Annotated in this window: 11 protein-coding genes; 5 read left to right on the top strand and 6 right to left on the bottom strand. The window is 72.0% G+C overall.

From position 1 onward, the window contains the following. Positions 1-91: 91 nt before the first annotated feature. Positions 92-1,069: a pirin family protein gene (locus FHS29_RS00875; protein ID WP_184687285.1), complete on the bottom strand. Its 978-nt coding sequence runs from the start codon at positions 1,067-1,069 to the stop codon at positions 92-94. Positions 1,070-1,213: 144 nt separating this feature from the next. Next, entirely contained in the window at positions 1,214-2,371 is a 1,158-nt protein-coding gene (locus FHS29_RS00880; RefSeq protein WP_184687288.1) for a S8 family peptidase, read from the bottom strand. Positions 2,372-2,469: 98 nt separating this feature from the next. Between FHS29_RS00880 and FHS29_RS00885 the strand changes: the two genes are divergently transcribed. Beyond that, positions 2,470-5,061, top strand: a complete 2,592-nt coding sequence (locus tag FHS29_RS00885; RefSeq protein WP_184687290.1) for a CHAT domain-containing protein — start codon at positions 2,470-2,472, stop codon at positions 5,059-5,061. A gap of 7 nt (positions 5,062-5,068) precedes the next feature. Here the strand turns inward: FHS29_RS00885 and FHS29_RS00890 are convergent, their stop codons facing one another. Both FHS29_RS00890 and FHS29_RS00895 read right to left on the bottom strand, forming a co-directional pair. Beyond that, complete coding sequence (locus FHS29_RS00890) at positions 5,069-5,869, bottom strand: S1 family peptidase (protein WP_184687292.1); 801 nt, start codon at positions 5,867-5,869, stop codon at positions 5,069-5,071. A 138-nt stretch (positions 5,870-6,007) separates the two neighbouring features. After that, positions 6,008-7,840, bottom strand: coding sequence for a PIG-L family deacetylase (locus tag FHS29_RS00895; RefSeq protein ID WP_312864679.1), 1,833 nt, complete (start codon positions 7,838-7,840; stop codon positions 6,008-6,010). Between the two features lie 194 nt (positions 7,841-8,034). Between FHS29_RS00895 and FHS29_RS00900 the strand changes: the two genes are divergently transcribed. The 4 genes from FHS29_RS00900 to FHS29_RS00915 all read left to right on the top strand — a co-directional run bounded on the left by FHS29_RS00900 (position 8,035) and on the right by FHS29_RS00915 (position 12,851). After that, positions 8,035-9,060, top strand: a complete 1,026-nt coding sequence (locus tag FHS29_RS00900) for a glycosyltransferase family 2 protein (protein ID WP_184687296.1) — start codon at positions 8,035-8,037, stop codon at positions 9,058-9,060. Continuing rightward, positions 9,057-9,473, top strand: a complete 417-nt coding sequence (locus FHS29_RS00905) for a GtrA family protein (RefSeq protein ID WP_184687298.1) — start codon at positions 9,057-9,059, stop codon at positions 9,471-9,473. The genes FHS29_RS00900 and FHS29_RS00905 overlap by 4 nt, the downstream gene beginning before the upstream one ends. After that, a complete protein-coding gene (locus FHS29_RS00910) occupies positions 9,470-11,647 on the top strand; it encodes a hypothetical protein (RefSeq protein ID WP_184687300.1) in 2,178 nt (725 codons plus the stop codon). The genes FHS29_RS00905 and FHS29_RS00910 overlap by 4 nt, the downstream gene beginning before the upstream one ends. A gap of 208 nt (positions 11,648-11,855) precedes the next feature. Next, the gene (locus tag FHS29_RS00915; protein WP_184687302.1) at positions 11,856-12,851 is read left to right on the top strand and encodes an AraC-like ligand-binding domain-containing protein; all 996 of its coding nucleotides are present in this window, start codon (positions 11,856-11,858) and stop codon (positions 12,849-12,851) included. A 33-nt stretch (positions 12,852-12,884) separates the two neighbouring features. Here the strand turns inward: FHS29_RS00915 and FHS29_RS00920 are convergent, their stop codons facing one another. Continuing rightward, positions 12,885-13,859 (bottom strand): VOC family protein, encoded by a 975-nt coding sequence (locus FHS29_RS00920; protein ID WP_184687304.1) that lies wholly within the window; start codon positions 13,857-13,859, stop codon positions 12,885-12,887. A gap of 43 nt (positions 13,860-13,902) precedes the next feature. Continuing rightward, positions 13,903-15,270 (bottom strand): putative glycoside hydrolase, encoded by a 1,368-nt coding sequence (locus tag FHS29_RS00925; protein ID WP_184687306.1) that lies wholly within the window; start codon positions 15,268-15,270, stop codon positions 13,903-13,905. Positions 15,271-15,377: the final 107 nt, after the last annotated feature.

Below are 15,377 nucleotides of genomic sequence, written 5' to 3' on the forward strand. Positions count from 1 at the left end.
GGCGGTCGAGGGGTGACGGTGACGGAAATGGCTCGTTGCACAACTGGTCGCCGGCGGCAGCGCAGACCGGTCGGACACAGCAGCCGGTGCGTCAGCGTTCGACCGGCGGGTTGGCACGCGGGCGGAGGCGGCCCATCGGCAGTGGCGGGGCCGGCAGGCGTCCGCCGTGGTAGCCCTCCACCGCTCCGAAGCGGTCGGACTCCGCCTGCCACTCGTCGCGGAACCGGGCGATCTCGTCGTGGTCCCGGCCGACGAAGTTCCACCACATGACGATCTCCTCGCCGAACGGCTCGCCGCCGAGGAGCATCACGCGGGCCGGGGTGCTGCCCGGGTTCGCCACGTGCAGGGTGCCGGGGCCGGGGCCGACGTAGCCGAGTGCGGCGCGCGCCAAGCCGGTGCCGGCGAGCTCCACCCGGCCCTGGTCGACCAGGACGCCGTGTTCGAACGACGGGTCGACGTCGAGGGCCAGTCGTGCGCCCGGGTCCAGCACGAGTTCAGCGCCCAGCAGCGGCGTGAAGGTCGGCACCGGGGACGTGTCGCCGGCGAGGGTGCCGAGGAAGACGCGGGCCCTCGCACCTTCCAGGGCGATCGGTGCCGGCACGTGGTGCCGGAAGTCGCGCGCGGTGTCGCGGTGGGCGTCGGGGAGGGCGATCCACAGCTGCACGCCGTGCAGGACGGTGGTTTCCGAGCGGGAGACTTCGGAGTGGCAGATGCCGTGGCCGCCGGTCATCAGGTTCAGCTCGCCCGGTCGCACGACCGCGTGCACGCCGAGGCTGTCGCGGTGTTCGATCTCGCCGCTGAACAGCCAGCTCGCGGTCTGGAGGCCGGTGTGGGGGTGCGGTGCGACGTCCATGCCACCGCTCGCCGACACGTCGTCGGGACCGTAATGGTCGGCGAAGCACCAGGCGCCGATCATCGACCTGGCCCGCTGCGGCAGGGTGCGCCGCACGGTCATCGCGCGGGGCCCGCCGAGCGGCACCTTGCGCGGCTCCAGGACCTCGACCTCGGACTCCCGGCCCGACGTGGCGACGCACACCACTTCCGTGGGGTTGCTCTCGGCGTTGCTCATCGGGCGGGCCTCGATCGAGTCGTCACCGGACCATCGTAGGGGCTGCGATCGGGGGGACGCGCCGATGGCGCTTCCCCCCGATCCGGGGTCGTGCGGGGAACTCGACGTGTTCGGTCGGCGGGCTCGTCCTGGCGCGTCGGGAGGTCAGCCGAGCCCCCGCACCACGGTCCCCTCCGCCCGCAACCGCCGCAACGCCTCGGCGGGCGCCACCTCGCCGGGTACGGTCCGCGCCGCGATGGCCCCGCTCACCGTCGCGGTGGCGAACGAGGTGCCCTTCCACGTCGCGTAGCCGTCGAACTCCACCACGTCGTTCGACCGCAGCAGCACCTTCCCCTTCAGGTAGGTGCTCACGACGCGGTCACCGACTGCGGCACACCCCACCCAGGGCAGGTCGGGGCTGTAGGGGGCGGGGTTCCCGTCGGCCGTGGTCGCACCGACCGCGACCACCCCCGGCAGCGCGGCAGGCCACGTCGGCGAGGTGCGGGTGATCCCGTGCCGGATGCCGGGCACCGCGCCGTGGTTGCCGGCCGCCGCCACGACCAGCATGTGCGGGCTGAGCCGTTCGATCGCCCGTTGCACGACCATGGGGACGATGCCGTCGTGCGAGCGGGTGCCCATCGCGAAGTTGACGATGTCCACACCGTCCTCCAGGAACCGCGCCATCCCGACGACCGTGTCCCACGTCGTCGCGCGGCCGTCGGAGTCCAGCACCTGGCGCACCACCATCGTGGCCTTCGGGGCCTGGGCGGCGATCAACCCGGCGACGAACGTGGCGTGGCCGTCCTCCCACGGGATGGGGCCAGTCGGGTGGTCCTCCAACACAGCGGCGCTCTGCGAGGTCTCGAAGTGGCCGTCCAGGTCGGGATGCCGGTACAGCACGGTGTCCAGCACACCGATCCGCACCCCGTCGCCGGCGTCCGGGTCCACTTCCGGGCGGTCGGGCGCGGCGGCCGGCTCCGGGTCGAAGTCACCGGCCATGGACTGGGTCTGCGGGTACGCGCCGAACTGGTGGCTGAGGTGCCGGTTCTTGCCCAGCACCGGGTTCCAGCCGCCGCACTGCGCGGCCAACCGCCTGCGCAACTCGAACAGCACCGGGTCGACGTCCATGACGAGCACGGTGCCGGCTTCCGCCGAGTACCAGAGCTGCAACAGCACCAGGTCGAGCGCCCCCACCTCCGCCTTGCGGGCGTGCTCGACACCGAGCGCGTCGAGCGCGTCCTCCACGATCCCGACCTCCCGGAGGTCGACGATCAACTCGTCCGCCACGGCCGTCGTCGGCACTTCGGGCAGGTAGAAGGTCATGACGTTCCTCTCGGTCGGGTCTCCGCTCCAACTCCGATGCCGCAACCCCCCGCTCTGATGCGTTGGCAGGCGGTGCGCGTACCGGGCAGGCTGGGCACATGCCGCCGCACTCCGCCGTCCACGAGGCACGCGAGGCGGTGCGGCTGGCCGACACGGACCCCGGCCGCTCCCTCCCCGCCGCCGAACGCGCCGCCCGCCGCGCCGCGCGGGAAGCCGACCGCGAGGCGTCCGCGCTGGCCGAGCAGGCCTGGGGGCACGCGCTCCAGCAGTGCGGGCAGGTGGACGAGGCCATCGTCCACCTGCGTCGGTCGGTGCGCCATGGTTCGTCGGCCGGACTGTCCGATCTCGCCGCCGAAAGCCGTATGAAGCTCGCTTTCGCGTTGGCACAACGAGGTGACACCCGTTCCGCGCTGCGTGAGATCGACGCCGCGCTGACCGTCCTCACCGGACACGCCGGCGCGAAGGCACGCGCCCAGCGAGCGGTGATCCTCTACCACGTCGGGCGCCTGGACGAGGCCTACGCCGACTACCGGACGGCGGCCCACGTCCTGCGCCGCGGCGACGACCGCCTGGCGCTGCAACGCGTGATGATGAACCGGGGCGTCCTGCAGGCCGAGCGCTACGACTTCGACGCGGCCGAACGCGACCTGGCCGAGGCCGACGCGCTGGCCCGCGCACTGGGCCGCGACCTCGTGGTCGGGATCATCGCGGAGAACCTGGGTTTCGTGGCGGGTCTGCGCGGCGACGTCCCGACCGCCCTGGAACGCCTGGAACGGGCGGAGGACATCATCGGCCGCCACGGCGGCCAGACCGCGCCGGTGCTCCAGGACCGGGCGGAGCTGCTGTTGTCGGTCGGTCTGGTGTCCGAGGCGCGGCACACCGCCGAGCGGGCCGCCGAGGCGTTCCGCCGGGAGAACCGCAAGCTCAGGGTGCCGGAGATGCTCCTGCTGCTGGCGCAGGCGGCGCTGGTGGAACGCGACTGGGCGACGGCGGCCGAACACGGCGGCGGTGCGCTGCGCGCGTTCACCCGGCAGGGACGGCCGCAGTGGGCCGCGCTCGCGCGGTCCGCCGTGCTGCGCGCCGAACTCGGTGCGGGCGCGCGGGTCACCGTGCGCCGGGCCGAGACGATGGTGGCGACGCTGGCAGCGGGTCGTCCGCTGGCCGCCGTGCAGGCCCGCCTGGACGCCGCGCGGCTGGCGGACCTGCGCGGACGTCGCGCCGTCGCGACGACTCACCTCACCGAGGCCGCGCGGGCGCGCCGCAGGGGGCCGGCCGCCCTGCGCGCCCGCGGCTGGTACGCCGAAGCCCTGCTCCGCGAACGGGCCGGCAACCCGCGCGGCGCGTCCCACGCGGCCCGGACCGGCCTGCGCGTGCTGGACGAGCACCACGCCGCCCTGGGCGCGAGCGACCTCCGCGCCCACTCCGCGACCCACCGCGCCGACCTGGCCGACCTGGGCTTGCGGGTGGCCCTGGCGGGAGGACGGCCGGCCGCCGTGTTCGAGTGGGCGGAACGCGGCCGCGCGAGCCGCTTCCTGCACCGCCCCGTGCGGCCACCCGACGACCCCGAACTGGCGGAGCTGCTCCCCCGCCTGCGCGCGGTCACCGCGGAACTCGAACGAACCCCGGGCGGCACCCGCCTGGCGAGTCGACAGGTCGACCTGGAACGCCGGATCCGCGACCGGAGCCGCCTGCTGCGCGCGGACCCGACCTCACCCACCCGCCAGGCGTCACCCCGTGACCTCGCGGAAGTCCTGGGCGACCGCGCACTCGTCGAGTACCTCCAGGTCGGCGACTCCCTGCTGGCGCTGTCGCTGGTGGACGGCCGGCTGCGCCTGCACACCCTCGGCCCGGCCTCCGAGGTGGCCGACCTGCTCGACCGGGTGCCGTTCGCGCTGCGCCGCCTCACCCGGCCCGGCAACGCCAAGCCCGCCGAAACCCTGCTGCGCGGCACGGCGAGCCGACTCGACCGACTGCTGCTGGCCCCGACCGACGTGGGCGACCGCCCGCTGGTGGTCGTGCCGACGGGGGTCCTGCACAGCCTGCCGTGGTCGATCCTGCCGTCCTGCGCGGGCCGACCGGTCGCGGTGTCGCCGTCCGCCGCCCTGTGGCACGAGGCCGCGACCCGTCCCCCGCTCGGCGGCGACGTCCTGGTGGCCGGCGGACCGGGCCTGCCCGGCGCCCGGGAGGAGGCGACGGCCGTCGCGTCGATCCACGGCACCACCGCGCTGCTGGACGAAGCCGCGACCGTCGACGCGGTGCTGACCGCCCTCGCCACCGCAGGCACCGCGCACCTCGCGGCGCACGGCGTGCTGGCGGCGGACAACCCGTTGTTCTCGGCGCTGCGACTGCACGACGGTCGGCTCATCGTGCACGACGTCCAGCGGTTGAAGCGGGTTCCGGACACCGTCCTGCTGGCGGCGTGCGACGTGGGGCGGTCCGTCGTGTGCTCGGGTGACGAACTGCTCGGCCTCAGCGCGACCTTCATCGAACGCGGAGCAGCCCGCGTCATCGCCTCGGTGGTCCCCATCCCCGACACGGAGACGAGACCGCTGATGACCGCCGTCCACCGCCGACTGGCGTCCGGCGAGCCCCCGGCCGAGGCCTTGGCCGCCGCGCAGCGGGAGGTGTCCACCACCGACCCGGCCGCGTTCGCCGCCGCAGCGGGGTTCGTGTGCATCGGCGCGGGCTGACGACCGATCAGGCCGACGAACCGGTGACTTCGTCGATCCAGTCCCGGTAGTGGGTCACGTCGGTGAAGATCGAGGGGCCCGCGCCGCACCGGTCGGTGGTGTTCCGGCTGGACAGCCCGACCAGGGTCTCGGACAGCCGGGCGATCTGCGGGCCGCCGGAATCGCCCCGGCAGTTGCCCGAGTTGCGGTTCGGGCTGTTGGTGCACAGCTCCCCGGCACGCTGACGCCCACCGCAGTCTTCGGCGTCCAGGACCGAGGTGTTGAGCCATTGCAGGGTGACCGGGAACCCGCAGGTGGCGAGCTCGCCGCGGTCCGGGCAGGTGGAGCCCCAACCGAGGATCCGCGTCAGCTTCCGGGACTCGGCCGCTTCCTCGTCGGTCGCGATGCGGATCGGCTGCTGCGGAGCAGACCCGACCAGCTGCAACAACGCGATGTCGTGCCCTTCGGAGACGTCGTGGTACCCGGGGTGGACGACGATCTGGCCGACGTCGACCACGCTTCCACCGATCGTGCGGTCCTGGCTGCCGACCCGCACCTGCAGTTGCGCGGGCTGGTCGACCTCTACGCAGTGCGCCGCCGTGACCATCCAGTGCGGGCTGATCAGACTGGCGCCACAACTGTGCGATCCGTCGGCGGAGTACTGCAAAGAACCCATGAACGAATACAGCCGCGCGGACGGTGATCCGTTGGCGATTCTTCGCGCACCACCGGTAACACCCGGTTGCGCCGCCCCACTGCCGACCACCGTCGAACTCGAAATCGCGATGATCGAGGCGAGAACAGCCACCGACCGTCGGACCTTGCCCATGTGAGTACCACTTCCCTTTCCATGTTTCCGATCGTGTGATCAATCCGGGGATCGGCAGGGGAAGGGTAGGGGTGTGAGCGTCGTCCCGCCTCCCGGCGAGCGGTGGTCACTTCGATCGAGTGACGACCCGGACCGTTCTCAGCCGGCCGGTTGCCAGGGCGTGAACGAGCCACCGAGTCCGGTTCGGGTCGCGGTGTGCAGGCCGCCGTCCGGGCCGATGTACAGCGCCACCAGCCGATCCTCGCCGTCCACGGCCGCCGCCGGGTAGTCCAGCGGCCGGCCGCCGACCGCCGTCCACGACCCCGTCGTGTCCGTCGTCACGCCGCCATCCGCGCCACGACCGACCACGACCGGCTGCCCGAACGCGGACACCGCCGCCAACGCCCCGGGCCCACCCGGACCGGGCCCCCGCACCGGGCCCGACCACGTGCCACCCGATCGGGTTACGCGGGCGAGCTCGCCGGTGTCCGCCACCGGCACGACGACGGTCGTCCCGGCCGGTCCTCCGACCGCGACCGGCGGACCGCCGGGTGGCACGGCCGGGAACGAGGGCTGCCAGTCGCCTGCCCAGTGGACGACCGCCTTCGTCGTCCACCCGAAGACCTCCGGTGCCCCGTCGGCACCCGGCACGGCGCTCAGCCCGTCCTGCACGTCCGCGCCGCCCAGCCTCGTCCAGGCACCCCACCGACCGTCGCCGTCCTGCTCGACCCGGCTGACCCCGCCCCGGCCGTCCCGGACGAACACGGCCAGCCGCCCGTCCCGGTACGGGGCCACCGCCGGCGTGCCGACCCGGTTGTCGCCCGGATCGGGGCTGCCCAGACCGGTCCACCCCCGGTCGTCGCGGCAGGTGAGTTCCCGGTTGTCCAGCCGCCGCCCGCACACGGTCAGGCCGCCCCGACCCGCACCCACCGCCAGCCCCGCGGCCAACGGCCCGTCGGGGCGGTCCGGACCGGTGCCCTCCCAACGGTCCCCGGTCTGCCGCCAGCCCACGACCTGCCGACCCTGCACGGCGAACGCGTGCAGCCCCCCGTCCGGCCCACGACCCACCCACGAGGTGCCGCGGTCCCAGCGGTAGTACATGCGGCGCGGCCAGCGGTCGTAGGCGGTGGGGCCGTTGGCCAGCTTGTCGTGGCGCTGGTAGACGGCGAAGTGGCCGATCTTGTCGTTCTGCTGCTCCGGGCTCAGGTTCACCGGGGCGGACTCGATGTTGTAGTCGCGGTAGCCGAGCTGGGTCAGGCTCGGGCGGCCCGGCGACCGGCGGTAGACGCGGGCGGCGGCTTCGGCGAAACGCGCGCTCATCACGTGGTCGGGGTGGTCGTGCCAGGGCTGCCAGAACGGGTAGTCCGGGTCCGGGTCGCTGTCCTGGGTGCGCAGCACGGTGGGCCGGAACTCGGCCATCAGCCTGGCCAGCACGCGGATCAGGCCGTTGCCGGTGTACCGGGAAGGGGTGGTGACCTGGCCGCCGGTCGGCAGCAGGGAGTCCACCGCGTACCAGCCGCGCCGGTCCTCCCACAGCCTGCGCAGCGCGCCCCGCCCGCCGTTCGCCCGCGCGTCGGCGTCCTCCGGCAGGTTGAGGAAGACGAGTGACACCCGTGGCCGCGCCTTCAGCGCGTACCGCTCGGCCGTGCGGCCGTCGGCCAGGGGCAGCGTCGCGCCCTCCCACTCGTCCGGGACGCCCGCCATGTTCGCGTAGGCCGCGCGGGCTCCGGCCTGGCGTGACGCGGAGTAGCCGTTCGCGTCCGGCTCCTCGGCTTCGCCGGCGGTCAGGAACACCGTCATCAGCCGATTGCCCGCGCGCACCGCGTCGCGCACGTCGGGGTTCATGAAAAGCAGATCGTCGTCGTGGTGCGCCACCACCTGAAGGTGTGCGACCTCGTCGATCGCCGCAGGGGGTGCGGTAGGGTCGCCGCAGGCCACGAGCACCGCCGGCACCATTGCCACGAGCAGTGCGAACGGCCTTGTACGTGTCATAACCCGAGTGCCCCCATCGCATTCCACCCCTGCTGCGGCGGACAGGCTACCGACAGAAAGGCGACAGCGCGGAACCGGTGACGAGAATGACGCCGAGCAACGGACGAGGGCTGTGCGGCGTCGGTAACAGGGTGGGGTCCGTGTCGACGGTCGGATCGACACGGATGGGGTCTTGAGGGGTTTCGAGGGGACTTGTGCGCATCTCGGTGGTGGTCCCGTGCTTCAACGAGGAAGCCGGGCTGGAAGATCTCTACGCGGCGCTGACGCGCACGCTCCCGGCGCTCGGCGAGGACTACGAGGTCCTGCTGGTGGACGACGGCAGCACGGACGGCACGCTCCCGCTGCTGCGCCTGCTCGCCCAACGCGACCAGCGGTTCAAGTACCTCGCGCTGAGCCGGAACTTCGGCAAGGAAGCCGCCATGCTGGCCGGGCTCGGCCACGCCACCGGTGACCTGGTGGCCATCATGGACGCCGACCTCCAGCACCCGCCGGAGCTGCTGGAGCGGATGGTCGGCCTCATCGGCGCGGGCTACGACCAGGTGATCGCCCGGCGCTCCCGGCGCGGTGAGTCGCCGGTGCGCAAGCTCGTCTCGACGCTCTACTACAAGCTGATCAACAAGGTGATCGACGTCGAGCTGCAGAACGGCGTCGGCGACTTCCGGGTGCTCAGCAAGCGCGCGGTGCAGGCGCTGCTGTCGCTGGGCGAGTACAACCGGTTCTCGAAGGGGCTGTTCTCCTGGATCGGCTTCGACACCGCCGTCATCGACTACGACAACGTGCTGCGGCAGAACGGCCGCAGCAGCTGGACGTTCCGCAAGCTGTTCAACTACGGCATCGACGGCGTGGTGTCGTTCAACTCCAAGCCGCTGCGCGTGGCGATCTACCTGGGCGCGCTGGTCACGGCGGTGGCGTTCGGCTATGCGATCTGGGTGCTGGCCCACGCCGTGCGGCACGGCGTGGACGTGCCCGGCTACGTCACCCTGATGTGCGGTGTCCTCGTGCTGGGCGGCCTGCAACTGCTGTTCCTGGGCGTGATCGGCGAGTACGTCGGCCGCATCTACTTCGAAACGAAGCGCCGGCCGCACTTCCTGGTCAAGGAGTCGGCGGGCGCCGGGCACACACCGGTCACGCTGCCGCTGGGCCCCGAGGTGGCCGAGCACGCGGCCGAGGCCATGGGCAAGGTCGTGATCGGGCCGTTCACGGAGCGGACCACGCGGTGACCGGGAAGCTCGGGCGGATCGTCCGGTTCGGACTCGTCGGCGTGCTCAACACGGGCGTCTACTACGGCCTGTACCTGCTGCTGCGCCAGATCGTCCCGTACCTGGCGGCGCACGTCGCCGCCTTCCTGCTGGCCATGGTCGGCTCGTACTTCCTCAACTGCTACTTCACGTTCCGCACGAAGCCCTCGCTGCGGACGTTCCTGCTGTTCCCGCTGTCCAACGTGACGAACTTCGTGGTCACCACCACGGGGTTGTACGTGCTGGTCACGTGGCTGCGGGTGGATCAGGGGATCGCGCCGCTGCTCGCGTCGGCGGTGGCCATCCCGTTCACGTTCATCGTCGCGCAGCTGGTGCTCCTGGGGCGCCAGGAACCGGCCGCGCCACTGGTCAAGGAAGAGGAACGGACGTCGTGACGACGCTGGTCCGCCGACCGGCCCGGGGTCCGCTGGTCGCGCTCGGAGTTTGTGCCGCCGTGGTGCTGATCGCGCAGATCCCGTTCCTGCGCAACCGGCTGTTCTACGTGTGGGACGACAGCGCGGTGCAGTTCCTGCCCACCTGGCACCACCTGGGCGATCGGCTGCTGGACGGCGACTGGCCGCCGCTGCTGGACCTGGACAGCTGGATGGGCGGCAACATCGCCGCCGAGGCGCTGTTCGGCATCTGGAACCCGGTGAACCTGGCGAACTACGTGCTGGTCTCGCAGTTCGACGACCTCGCGGTGGCCGCGGTGGTGGTCAAGAGCGAGTTCCTCGCGCTGCTGGCGCTGGGCGCGTACCTGCTGTGCCGGGAGTACGGCGCGGGGCGCGGCCCGGCCGCGGCGATCGCGATCGCGCTGCCGTTCAGCGGGTTCACCCTGTACTACGACGCCGCGACGTGGGCGGCCGGGCTGATGGCGTTCACCTGGCTGCCGTTCACCTGGTGGGCGGCGCGCCGGGCGGCGCGCGGCGCGGGCAGCCCGCTGTGGGCGTTCCTGTTCGGCGCGCTCGCGGTGACCACCGGCAACCCGTACGGCCTGCTGGGCGTGTGCGTGGTGATGACGGCGCTGCTGGTCGAGTCGTGGCTGAAGCGGGACCGCGGCGCGCTGGTGCGGCTGTTCGTGGTGGGCGGGCTGGTCGCGCTGCTGGTACCACTGGTGTACCTGCCGCTGCTGGGCAGTTCGGCGGTGACCGTGCGGGCGGGCCAGGGGTTCGCCAGCGACGGCGTGCTCATGCCCCGGCTGTCCGAGCTGCTGAACATGAGCGTGATCAGCCACCAGCCGATGATCAAGGGCTTCGGGCACAGCATCCGCATGTTGACGCCCAGCGTGTTCTTCGCGTGGTTCGTCGTGCCGTTGCTGCCATGGCTGCACTGGGGGCGGATCCGGGCGCGGTGGCGTCCGCTGACCGGTGCGTTCGTGGTGGCGGCGCTGTACCTGCTGCTGGCCCTGGGGCCGTCGAACCTGTGGATGTTCCGGTTCCCCCTGCGGCACCTGGAGGTCGTCTACCTGGCGTTCGGCGTGCTGTTCGCGGTGCTGCTGACCGGTGGACCCCGGATGGACCACGTGCGGCAGCGGCTGGCGTTCACCGCCGTCGCGCTGCTGCTGCCCGCCTACCTGGCGTTCGCGGCCGGGTCGTGGCAGTGGCGGCATCACCTGATCGCCCTCGCGCTGTCGGCGGTGGGCACGTCGCTGGTGCTGTGGCTGGCCCGGCGCGGCCGGGCGGTCGGCATGTACGGCGTGCTGGTCGTCGGTGTGGCGGCCGGGTTGTTCGCGCAGACGTCGTGGTTCCCGTTCAACGGGGACGTCGCGGTGCACCACTACTCCAGGTCGATCCCCGAGCTGAAGGCGCAGACGCCGCCGCACAAGGGCACGACGTTCCCGGTGGGCACCGCGCTGCCGGGCAACGTGGGCCTGGTCGCCGGGCTGTCGTCGGTCGGCTCGTACACCGGCATGTCGTTCCGCGACTTCTCGGCGGCGGTGTGCATGGTCTACCACGGCGGCACGTGCGCGGGCAGTTTCGACCGGATCTTCGCGCCGACCACCCTGGACGGCCGGGCGCTGGTCGACCTGATCCGGGTGGAGAGCGTCGTCGTGGAGAACGCCATCCGGCCGGACGTCCAGCCGCCGCCCGGCTGGCGGGTCTCGTTCCGGTCCGCCCAGGAGACCGTGCTGAGCCGCGAGCAGCCGCTGCCGTGGCCCGGTGGACGGCTCTCGCACGCCACGGCCGGCGTGCGGGTGAGCGAGGACGTCGCGCCGGACGACCGGGACGAGTCGGTGCGGTTCACCAAGCCGCGCGGGCAGGCCGGTGCGCTGGCGTTCGCCCGGCTGGCCTGGCCCGGCTACCGCGCCGAGCTGGACGGCCGGGAGCTGACCACCCGCCAGGGGCCGGCGGGGCTGCTCGTGGTGGACCTGCCGGCGGACGTCGACAGCGGGCGGCTCACCCTCCGGTGGACGCCGCCGGGGCTGCCGCTGGGCAGCGCCCTCGCCGTGCTGAGCCTGCTGTGCGTGGTCGCGTACGCCGCGTTCACGTGGCGGCGGACCCGGCGCGACCGGATCGAAGTGCCCGAGGAACGGCCGAAGGCCGCCGAGCTGTCGTCCACGGGGGTGTGACGCGGCGCGGTGACGACCGGCGTACCCCTCGTCCGCCGGTCGTCACCGCGTCCTCCCCACACGCGAGGTCGGGCGCGGTGGCCGTGCGAAAGTACGGCGACGACGACGCGGTCGAGCGCCAGGATGCGCACCGGCACTTGTCGATCCGAGTACGGATCGAGTCCCACCGGGTACGGTGAGCCGGTCGGCACGAAGGCAGGTGACGGGTTTGACCGATTTCGCCACGAACGCCGCCAGCACTCCGCAGGACCGCCTGGAACAATTCCAGACGGTCGCGTCGAGCGCGTTCGCCCCGTTGGGAATCGTCCCGCACGACATCCGGCGATTGCGCGCCCGGATCCGCGCCGAACTCACCGGCGGGCTCCTGGTCTCGGACATCAGGTCGTCCGCCTGCACGGTGAACCGGCATTTCCGGCACATCAGCTCGACGGACAACGACGTCTACAAGATCGTGTTGCAGGTCTCCGGCCGAATGGTGGTCTCGCAGGACGGGCGGCGCAGTGAGATGCTGCCCGGCGACATCGCCATCTACGACACCACCCGGCCCTACACGCTCGAACACCGCGCCGAGACGCTCGGCCGCGAGGACGAGTTCCGCACCATCGCGATCGCCTGCCCCCGGCCGTACCTCGCACCGAACGCGGCGACGTTGCGGCAGGTCATCGCCCTGCCGGTGCCCACGCGCCGGGGCGTGCGGCGGCTCGTGGCCGGGTTCTTCACCGGTCTGGCGGACGAGTTGGGCACCGACGTGGCACTGGGTGGGATCCACCTGGCCGATTCCCTGGTCGACATGATCGCGATGACGTTCACGGGCCGGGATGTGGTGGTGGAGAACGGCCGCTCCGGGCTGGCCGACCGGATCACCGCCTATTGCGAGGCCAATCTGGCGGACCCGAACCTGTCACCCCGGATGATCGCGCGGACGCACCGGATTTCGGTGCGTTACCTGTACCGGCTGTTCGCCGAACAGGACCGGCCGCTGTCCGCGTGGATCCGGAGTCGGCGGCTGGAACGCATTCGGCAGGACCTGGAGAATCCCCGACTGGCCGGTCGCACGGTGGCCGCCATCGCGGCCCGCTGGGGGCTTTACGACGCTCCGCACGTGAGCCGGACATTCCGGGCGGCTTATGGGATCAGCCCGTCGGACTACCGGCGGCACGCGCTGAGGACCTCGGAGATCGCGACGAGACGCGCGGTCGACTGAGCCGCCACCCGTCGGGCAGGCGGGAGGTCGGTCTCACGAGGGCTGCGGGACGCTGCGGAACGCGATCGCCACGCCCAAAGCCGCCTCGGACGGCACGAAGAGGTCACCCGAGGCAGCACGCCGGGTCGGGAACCCGCCCTCGTGGAGCAGGCGCTCGACCGGCGCCTCGTCCCGCACACCGACGGTGAACGCCACCAGGGCGGGCAGCGCTACGGGCCGCTCCCCCGGCAGCAACGACCCGAGGTCGCCCTCCGTGACCAGGACCAACCGCGCCGCCCCGAGGTCGAACACCCGTGTCACGCCGTCCTGCTCGGCGGTGCGGTCGAGGTAGGCGGCGTAGCGGGCTTCCACCGCGGCCAACTCGTCGGCCGCGACGCACAGCACGGCCTCCAGCAGCGACACCGCGCCGTTGGGGTGCTCCAGGAGCCGTGTCCCCTGGATCTCCGGGTCCAGGTCCGCGACCACACCGATCCGTCCCTCGGCTTCCAGGCCCGGTCGCGCGCCGTCGATCTCCAGGTACCGCACGGCCTCCATGCGGACCCCGTCGTCGGTCTTCACCGGGCGCTGCACGGTGTTCACGCCGCCGTGCCGCACCTCTCCCCCGATCAGGCGCGCCGCCGTGGCATCGACGTCCGAGGAGGAGAACATCAGGATGTGCACGCCTTCGAACCGGTCCAGGCACACCGCGAGGTTGGCGCTGGTCGCGCCGATCCGCCCCAGCAGCACCGGCAGCACGTCCGGCGGTGCGACCAGCGGCACGAGCTTCGCGTCCTCCGGGATCCTGGAGTCCTCGCGCACATGGGTCGCCAGTTCGAGGAAGTTGCGAGGGAAGTCGGCGTGCGTGTTGGCCGCGCCCAACGGCACCGGCTCCGCACCCCCATGCGGCGCCATCGTCGGGTAGCCGGGCGGTGGCACGACGAATCCGAGCCTCCGGTACAGCGCGAGCGCTTCGGTCATGTCACGCACGACGTGCCCGACGTGGTGCAAACCGGTGATGTCGGAACCCATATGGACCAAGGTAGACGGATTCCGTCGTCACCACTGATAATTGCTACTTGCAGGACTTGCGGAGGATCGTGCCCGAGGTGCCGGGCAGGCTCACCGTGGACACCCTCCAGCCCCGTTCGTCGAGGTGGGCCTCGTCCAACTCCACCTTGACGGCGGCGGACTTGCTCGGGTTCGCGTTGACGATCACGGTGCCGCAGGTGAAGTCGCGGCGGAACACGTTGGGGGCCACCGGCCGGTAGGGCTCCGCGGCCGTGCCGATGTCCCAGTCGTACATGGGGTGGCGGGCGGTCGGGTCGCCGTAGCCGTCGGTCTGCTCCATCTCGGCGATCGCGGCCTTGTTGCCGACGGCCAGGTAGTAGCTGGCCATCGCGTACCGCAGCGGACCGTCCTGGCCCTGTCCGAAGTGCGGCTGGACCCAGGTGATCTTGCCGCGCTCCTCGTTCGAGGCGAGCTGCGCGACCTGGCGGCTCCACCCCCGGTCGTACTCGGCCAGCAGGTTGTTGTTGCCGAACACCAGCCACCACTCGTCGAAACCACCGTCGAGGTGCTCGGTGTAGGCGTCCCAGGCACCGTCGTAGAGCCGGGCGTTGGACAGGTTCGCGACCGTCGTCAGCCCGGCCTCGGCGAACCGGCCCTTCATGTTGGCCAGCATCGACGTGTAGGCGGCCTGGAACGCCTCGTTCGTCGGGTACTTCTCCGGGCACACCTTCGGGTGGTAGGCGTCGCACGGGAACAGCGCGTTGTCCATGAACACGCCGTCGAACCCGGTCTCCTTGGCGTCCGCGATCACGTTGGTGGCCCAGGCGTCCTGGTAGGCGGTGTTGCCGATGTCCATCTGCCAGTGCCCGCGGTACCCGTCGTACTCGAACCGCTTGCCGTCCGACTTGCGCAGGAACCACTCGGGGTGGTTCTTGTCGGCGACGCAGTACCCGACACCGGCGGGCAGGTACTTGTCGTCCACCCCGTTCCGGCAGGCGTAGCTGCGGGTGGAGGAGAGATCCTTGTAGACGAACACCTGGACCTTCGGGTTGCTCGCCTTCAGCTTCTTCAGCAGGTCGCCTTCCCAGGCGTTGAGCACGATGTACTTGTGCCGCTTGGCCTCGGCGGCCAACATCACGTCCAGGGCCGGCGTGCTGTTCAGGTGCAGCCAGAACGACTCCGCGTCCCCGACCCCGACGTATCCGCTCTGCACACTCGCAACGACGTCCTGCGCCGCTTGCACCGCGTCCTGACCCGCTTGCACCGCATCTTGTACCGCTTGTAGCGCGTCGCTGTGGTCCGCCTCGTGCGGTACCGCACCGACCGCCGCCGTGGGCGCGACCAGCAGCGCCGCCACCACCCCCAGCACCCCGAGCCCGCGCAGCCGTTTACGGCTGCCCCCGCCTCCGGATCCGGTTGGAAAACTGGTCATGTTCACCTCGCCGATAGCGCGTCGCACGAACCCGCCACGCGGATCCCGCGACCCGAGCCGCTCGACCGGGAGACCACCGACGAACACACCGATGACGCAGGTCGGTT

The sequence above is a fragment of the Saccharothrix tamanrassetensis genome (assembly GCF_014203665.1).
GTDB classification, from domain to species: domain Bacteria; phylum Actinomycetota; class Actinomycetes; order Mycobacteriales; family Pseudonocardiaceae; genus Actinosynnema; species Actinosynnema tamanrassetense.

What these genes read in the sequence shown, in the direction of transcription:
- FHS29_RS00875 (WP_184687285.1), bottom strand. Translation starts at nt 1,069, where the DNA reads ATGAGCAACGCCGAGAGCAACCCCACGGAAGTGGTGTGCGTCGCCACG.
- FHS29_RS00880 (WP_184687288.1), bottom strand. Translation starts at nt 2,371, where the DNA reads ATGACCTTCTACCTGCCCGAAGTGCCGACGACGGCCGTGGCGGACGAG.
- FHS29_RS00885 (WP_184687290.1), top strand. Translation starts at nt 2,470, where the DNA reads ATGCCGCCGCACTCCGCCGTCCACGAGGCACGCGAGGCGGTGCGGCTG.
- FHS29_RS00890 (WP_184687292.1), bottom strand. Translation starts at nt 5,869, where the DNA reads ATGGGCAAGGTCCGACGGTCGGTGGCTGTTCTCGCCTCGATCATCGCG.
- FHS29_RS00895 (WP_312864679.1), bottom strand. Translation starts at nt 7,840, where the DNA reads ATGACACGTACAAGGCCGTTCGCACTGCTCGTGGCAATGGTGCCGGCG.
- FHS29_RS00920 (WP_184687304.1), bottom strand. Translation starts at nt 13,859, where the DNA reads ATGGGTTCCGACATCACCGGTTTGCACCACGTCGGGCACGTCGTGCGT.
- FHS29_RS00925 (WP_184687306.1), bottom strand. Translation starts at nt 15,270, where the DNA reads ATGACCAGTTTTCCAACCGGATCCGGAGGCGGGGGCAGCCGTAAACGG.